1 protein-coding gene (running past one end of the window) is annotated in these 7,715 nt (G+C 50.1%); it reads right to left on the bottom strand.

The window, feature by feature from the left end:
* Positions 1-179 precede the first annotated feature (179 nt).
* Positions 180-7,715 carry the final stretch of a DUF5776 domain-containing protein gene (locus ACSYTJ_RS01130; protein WP_491719948.1) on the bottom strand. The gene runs 20,772 nt beyond the window's last position, so 7,536 of the gene's 28,308 nt are visible here — the last part of the coding sequence; its start codon lies beyond the right edge, outside the window — the gene reads right to left on this strand; it ends in the stop codon at positions 180-182.

Raw genomic sequence — 7,715 nt, 5'->3', positions numbered from 1 at the left:
GAGGACATCCCCTTTTGCGTCTTTAAATCTATTAGTATAAAAACAATCTATCCATTTGTGGACAGTATCTTATGCTGTTAAGTGTACCACTTATTAGAAATATAATCATTGATTTAGGTTCAAAAAAAAAAGAAATTAAATTGATATTTTTTATCAATTTAATTTCTTTTTTAAACGGGTTAAATAAACTTAACGAATTTTTTGTTACTTGTAATATACTGTCCATTCCCGATATAGAAGCGGGTAATGCCCTTATACTTAACAATTCGCTGCACATTTAGCTTAGTGGATTTCTTAACATGGGTGGAATTATTCCGATCGAACTTAGTTGCGGAATGAATTCGAATCCCCTTATTGTTAATTACTCGAACTTGCTTGGTAGCAGGAGTGCTTTGGTAATAAGTGTTAACAATATACTTCCGATTAGCGGTAATGTAGCCGCTGTACTTAGCAGCTTGACGTCCACTAATCAGTGCTTTGACATAGTAACGAATTAATCCAGATTTGGTCATTACGATCTTTTTGATCCGATATTGAATTGCATTCGTCCGTGAACGTTTAGGGTGTAATACCTTCCGTAAATGAGTGTTGAACGTTGCTCCCTTATAGGAGTAAATCGAATCAGTTGCGTAGATATACTTAGGATGCTTGGCTAACTTAGCGTTGTAAGCCTTAAGGTAACCATCCCGATAACCCTTCGAGCGGTTCTTTAGCGAGCTTAGCGCTAGATAACTACTATTGGCTTTTTGTTTCCCAACGGCTGCTTGGCTTTGATACTTAACATATCCAGCACTAGCACCTAGTGCATACGCCCTTTCGTATTGCGAAGCATCACTAGCAAGTGCAGTCGGTTGCTTACCATTATAACCAGCCTTGCTCCCGGCTAAATAGCCAGTCCGACCAGCAACATAAGCACTATCGGTTGCTAGATCGCCATTATTAATTTTCTTTTTAGCATCACTGATACCCTTCAAGAAATTATCGTAATCAGCAGAGGCACTGCTGGTGGCTGAGGAAGTAGTTGACGTTGCTGATGAAGCTGCCGATGACGTTGCCGAAGCGGAACTGGACGCAGCAGTCGAACTCGCTGATGATTGAACAGCTGAACTTTGACTACTGGAGATCAATCCAGCTGCTTGAGTAACGAATCCACTAAGCATCTCAGCAGCCGACTTAGCAACTACAGCAGCACTCACTGCAACACTAGCGGCACTACTTGCTGAATAACTAGCAGCATTGAATGCACTGTACGCACTAGCTGCATCGGCTCCTGCGGAATTAGCAACCGCAGCATAGCCCTTGAACGTAGCAGCTAAACTATCACCTAATGAATAACTACCAGCAGCATAAGCACTAGAAGCAGCCAAGTATGCACTGTTAGCATTTGAACGCGCGGTCGTTACTACCATGTTGGCGTTGGATAATGCAGTCGCAGCACTAGCAGCTTGACTAGTGTAAGCGCTGGCCTGACTCGCATTCCGACTAGCAACGATGCTTGCAGAATTAATCGTCAGGTTCAACCCACTAGCTTGACTATTCAAGCTACTTAGTTGGGAGTTAGCAGGATTAGCAGCTGCATATGAGCTAATGCTACCAACCGCCGTGATGGCATAAACTTGATAACTATTGGCTTGTGATGCAGCAACACTGGCAACGGAGGCGTAATTATAAACGCTTGCCGTGGATTGAACTACGGTGGCGTTATAAGCACTTGCCTGGCTCACGGATGAGCTAATTGCAGCACTCGTAACCGCTAATGATTGTAATCCACCATTGGCACTTACCATCGTAGCAATCGCAGTGGCTGATTGGTTCACCTGGGCACTTGCTGAAGCAACTAGGTTAGTTGCTGAAACTGCAGTTAATGCATAGCTAGCAGCAGCTTGGCTGGCATTCGCTGCTGCCTGGCTGTTTTGCAGTGCGATCGCAGCTTGACTTTCAGCACTCACCATTGCCTGATGAGCAGCCTGACTAGCATTCGCAGCATTCACCGTGTCGCCTTGAGCAGCATAGCTGTTGGCAAGCGATGCGTTATTCGCATTCACCTGTGCATAACTACTTGCAGCAGCCTTAGCCACGTTCGCAGCACTAGCAGCTTGACTAGCCTTCATCGTTTCAGCTTGGGCGGCTGAATTAGCGGAAGCGGCATTCACAGCGGCAGTCGAAGCAATTGCTGCTGCAGAACTGAGCGCTGAACTGACGGCGCTAATGCCAGGCACTGAAGCGTTCCCACTGGCAACGGCACTGGCTGATGCAGCAACACTGGCAGCTTTTTGCGCACCACTTTGAGCAACACTCATTGCACTATTGGCAAGGGAAGCAGACGAACTAGCGTGGTTGCTTACATTGGCAGTCCCACTATAATCTTGGTTCGCCCCAGATGCAGCTACACTAGCAACGGAAGCTGCAGAACTGGCTAATGCAACGTCACTAGTAATGCTTTGCTGCGTCCCACTGGCAACGCTAGCGGCACTAACTGCACTTTGCAATGCAGATTGAGCGGTTGCATTAGCAGCCCTAGCATCATCCGCAGCACGACTGGCACTTTGCGATGCTTGTTGAACATCAGCAAGTGCGGACTGCACAGCAGCAGATGCTGAGGAGGCCGCTGTTTCAGCACTGACTGCCAAACTCGTCATTGTAGAAGCAGTCTGTGGATCAAGGTGATCAGCAGCGGATTGGGCCTTTGCTGCATATGAACTAGCAGCGTCCCGTGCACTATTTGCGACCTGTGTTTGTTGATCAGCAATTGAACTAGCTGCTGATGCGCTTTGAACAGCAGCACTAGCAACTTGGCTAGCAGTAGCCGCTTGACTAACGGCTGCATTGACTGCACTAACTGCACTAGCAACTTGAAGATTGGCTGGATTAGCAGAAAGGACCTGTCCAGCAGAACTGGCAATTGCTGAGATACTTTGCACAGCAGCATCAGCAGTGCTTGCAGCAACGGTGATCGCAGATGATGCCGTTGTGATTGCCTGGCTATCGACACCAGCTGAATTAGCTGAGCGCGCAGCATTTACAGCGGCTTCGCTTGCCCATTGCGCACTAACGCTCGCTTTGAATCCATCGGCGATCACATTAGCACTATCGACCGCAGCGGAGGCCTTAACGACGGCCGCGCTGGCATCGATAGCTGCGTTCTTAGCGACTTGAGCAGCACTGGCAGCCGCAGAACTAGCAAGCGAGGCTGCTTGACTATTTGCCCTAGCAGCCGCATTTTGATCAGCAACCGCATTGGCAGCTTGACTAGCAGCAAGGCTGTATTCAGCAGCACTTTGCATGTCACCTTGTGCAGCGTAGCTAATTGCTAGTGAAGCATTATCAGCATTTACCTTAGCAAAACTGCTTGCGGCATCACGGGCGGAGTTAGCAGCACTCGCAGCTGAACTAGCGTTTGTTAATTCACCCTGGGCGGTAGCATTTGCAGCGCTTGCGATTGAATTAGCAGCACTAGCGATTGCTAATGCAGAATCAGCACTTGCTAGCACCTGATCCATGCCAGGTGCTGCCGAGTAAGCAGCAGCAATCGAGTGAACGACGTTATTAAATGAACTAGCAGCTGAGGATGCATGTTCAGTGGTCGTAGCTGCACTACTTGCTAACGAAGCCGATGAATTGGCGGCGTTCGGTTCAGTCGCAGTGCCACTATAATCACGGTTAGCACCCGATGCTGCGACACTAGCGTCAGCAACGGCGGTACTTGCACGTGCAGTATCACTAGCCACGCTACTGTTCAACGTCCCAGCATGCCCAGCAGCAGCATTGGCATCATCTAATGCTGCGTTGGCAGCTTCAGAGGCTGAGCTAGCAGTTGTCGAGGCACTAGCAGCGGTGCTTAATGCCTGTTCGACAGCGCTACGAGCGGAACTGACCGCTAAGGAGGCAGTCGAAGCCGCATTGGCCTTATCAATGGCAAGGCTAGTAGCAACGCTGGCTGCTTCAGGATCAAAGCGTTTAGCAGCATCTGATGCTACGGCTGCATATGAACTAGCGGCATCCCGTGCATCGTTGGCGACCTTGGTTTGTTGATCAGCCACACCACTTGCCGATGCAGCTAATGAAGCAGCAGCACTTGCAGCTTGGTTCGCTTCAGTTGCTTGACTCAATGCTGATTTAGCAACGCTAGCAGCACTGGCAACACTCTTGTTGGCTGGATTAGCACTAAGAACTTGATCGACTGAACTAGCAGCAATTGCAACGCTTTGCGTATTGGCTACAGCAGCGTTCGAGGCTGTCGCAATCGCTACCGAAGCATCAGTAATGGCGTTACTATCGTTACCAGCAGAGCTAGCAGCACTCTTTGCTCTTTCAAAGGCATCAGCAGCCTTTTGCGCACTAGCACTAGCATTGAAGCCATCAGCTAATAGTTGGGCATCCCCCAATGCAGAATTAGCACTGGCCACTGCACTCGCAGCGATCGTTGCAGCTGCGCGCGCGGTACTTGCAAATTGTTCAGCAGCAACACTTGCAGAAGATGCTAACTGCCGATTGTGCTCAGCAATGGTGGCTTGTGATTCCGCAGCATCTGCTGCTTGACGCGCAGCAGTACTATACGAACTAGCGCTTGCGGTCTCACCTAATGCATTGTAACTATTTGCTAACGAAGCATTATCGGCATTGACCTTTGCAAAGCTGCTGGCCGCATCCCGTGCAGCATTGGCAGCACTAGCAGCCTGACTAGCATGATCTAATTCAGCTTGTGCACCAGAATTAGCAACACTTACAGCAGCATTGGCTGATTGAACAGCGGCATTGGCAACGCTTGCGGCACTGATTGCTTGATCCATTCCAGAAACGCCTGGATGGTTATTTGCAATCGAGTTCACCGCTGCATTGGTTGCACTAACGGTTGCAGATGCACTAGCAATAACAACGACCGCAGTTGCAGCTAAGGAAGCCGATGAACTAGCGTGATTGCTTTGGCTAGCAGTCCCGCTGTAATCACGGTTCGCAGCGGATGCAGCTGAGGAAGCGGCGTTGGCAGCTTCACTAGCTCTTAAAACGTCCTTAGCAATCGCAGCACTGCCGTTACCAGCATTGGTAGCAGCCGTATTCGCACTTTGTAATGCGGCATTGGCAGCTTCATTGGCCGCCTTAGCAGCACTAGCCGCAGCATTCGCATTTTGCAATGCCTGTTCAACATCAGCGCGGGCTGACTTAACAGCTTCTGAAGCCGAACTAGCAGCAGATTCCATTAATACTGCGTTACTAGTTGCGGCGCTCGCCGTTTCTGGATCGAAGTTCTTGGCAGCTGATTGTGCAATCGCTGCATATGAACTAGCGGCATCCCGTGCATCGTTAGCGGCCTTAGTTTCCTGATCGGCAACGACACTGGCGGATGTAGCGATGACGACCGCAGCACTAGCATTCTGCGTAGCGACACTCGCACTTGCAACCGCTTGGTTGGCAGCACTAACGGCACTAATAACTTGTTGATTGGTTGAGTTATCAACAAGCAATGCGGCAGCTGAGGAAGCAGCGGCGATCGCACTTTGTTGATCAGCGTTAACTGCATTCGCAGCATTGCTAACCGCCGATGAGGCAGTCGTGATAGCTTGACTATCATTGCCAGCAGCACTCGCAGCCTGTTCAGCATTGGTAGCTGCTTGAGAAGCCCGTTGTGCACTAGTGTTAGCATTGAAGCCATCTGCGAGGAGCTTTGCATCACTAACCGCTGAATTAGCGCTATTAGCTGCAGCACTGGCATTTGAAGCAGCTATCACTGCAGCTTGGGCGGCACTTTCAGCAGTCGAACTAGCAATAGATGCAGCTTGACTGTTCGCCTTAGCAATTGCAGCCTGTTCGGCAGCACTGTTAGCAGCTAAACTAGCGGCTTGACTGTGAACAGTTGCACTATCAGAGTTCCCAGTAGCAGCGTAGCTGATCGCAAGGGATGCATTCTCAGCATTCACCTGTGCAAAACTACTTGACGCATCGCGAGCTGAATCAGCAGCACTCGCAGCTTGGCTCGCATTGGCTAATTCAGATTGGGCAGTTGATTGGGCAGCATTAGCTGTCGCATTTGCGGAGCTTGCGACTGATAATGCGTTTGCAACGTTTTGAATTGCCTGATCCATTCCGGCAATCCCAGGATGCTTAGCAGCAATTGAGTTCACAGCATCATTAGCTGAGTTCGCAATGGTATTTGCACTCGCAGCCGTATTCGCAGCACTCGTTGCTAATGAAACTGATGAACTGGCATTATTAGGTTCGGTTGCCGTCCCACTGTAGTCACGGTTGGCAGCAGAAGCAGCAGAACTGGCATCTGCAGCGGCGGCGCTTGCCCGAGCAGTATCGCTAGCCACACTGCTGGTGAGCGTCCCAGCATGTCCGGCGGCAGAGTTGGCAGCATCTAGCGCCGTATTAGCAGCTTCGGATGCACTGATGGCAGCGAGTGAAGCGGCAGCTGCACTTTGCAGTGCTTGTTCTACATCAACTCGAGCAGCACTGGCAGCCACGGCAGCTGAATTAGCGGCGGATTCCATTGCCACTGCATTACTGGTAGCAACGCTTGCGGTTTCTGGATCGTTGTTATTAGCAGCCGATGAAGCAATAGCTGCGTACGAACTGGCAGCATCACGTGCATCGTTAGCCACCTTGGTTTGTTGATCAGCAACCACGTTAGCAGATGAAGCAATCACGGTCGCAGCACTAGCTGATTGCGTTGCAGCATTCGCCTGAACAGTTGCGGAACTAGCAGCACTAGCGGCACTAATTACCGCTTGGTTCGTTGGATTAGCAGAAAGGACCTTATCAACCTCAGCTGAGGCAGCGGCAACGCTTTGTGCATTATCCAAAGCAACGTTCGATGCTGTGTCGATCGCAACGGAATCACTATTAATGGCCTGTTGGTCATCTTGAGCCGCACTAGCAGCCTTAGCAGCATTTTCAGCGGCTGTGGCAGCACGTTGGGCACTGGAACCAGCATTGAAACCGTCAGCAAGTAATTGTGCATCGCTACGAGCTGCGTTAGCGCTACCAATTGCATCTGAAGCAGCAATTGCAGCCGCACTGGCAAGGTTCGCATACCCTTCAGCAGCAACACTTGCAGATGATGCTAACTGACTGTTGGAATTAGCAATCGTTGCTTGGGCCGCAGCTGAATCAGCGGCTTGACTAGCAGCTTGACTGTAAGCAGCTGCACTGCTGGTGTTGCCCTGCGTTGCATAACTATTAGCAAGTTCGGCGTTGTCAGCATTGACCTTTGCAAAGCTGCTTGCCAAGTCGCGAGCAACATTGGCTGCACTAGCAGCTTGACTAGCATTATCTAATTCATTCTGAGCTGCAGCAGTGGCAGATTTAGCAGCGTTATTCGCAGATTGGGCAACGGAGTTCGCAACACTGGCGTTACTTATTGCCGTATCCATCCCTGAAATTCCAGGATTAGCACTCGCAATTGAGCTCACCGCACTGTTAACGGCACTGGTAACCGTTGCTGCACTATCAGTTATCAAAGCAGCGCTGGTTGCTAATGAGACCGACGAACTGGCATGGTTGCTTTCGGTCGCAGTCCCACTGTAATCACGGTTAGCACCTGATGCAGCAATCGCAGCGTCGTTTTGAGCAGCACTGGCTTTTGCGACATCCTTAGCAATGGCAGCACTAGTGTCACCAGCGGCTGCAACAGCTTCACTGGCAGCTTGTAATGCATTATTGGCGGCGGAATTGGCGGCAGCAGCATTATTAGCAGCAGCATTGGCGCTTTGTAAAGC

This window comes from Nicoliella sp. ESL1113 (assembly GCF_058509245.1).
Note: the sequence above shows the minus strand (reverse complement) of the source record. Positions and strands in the feature narration are given on the sequence as shown.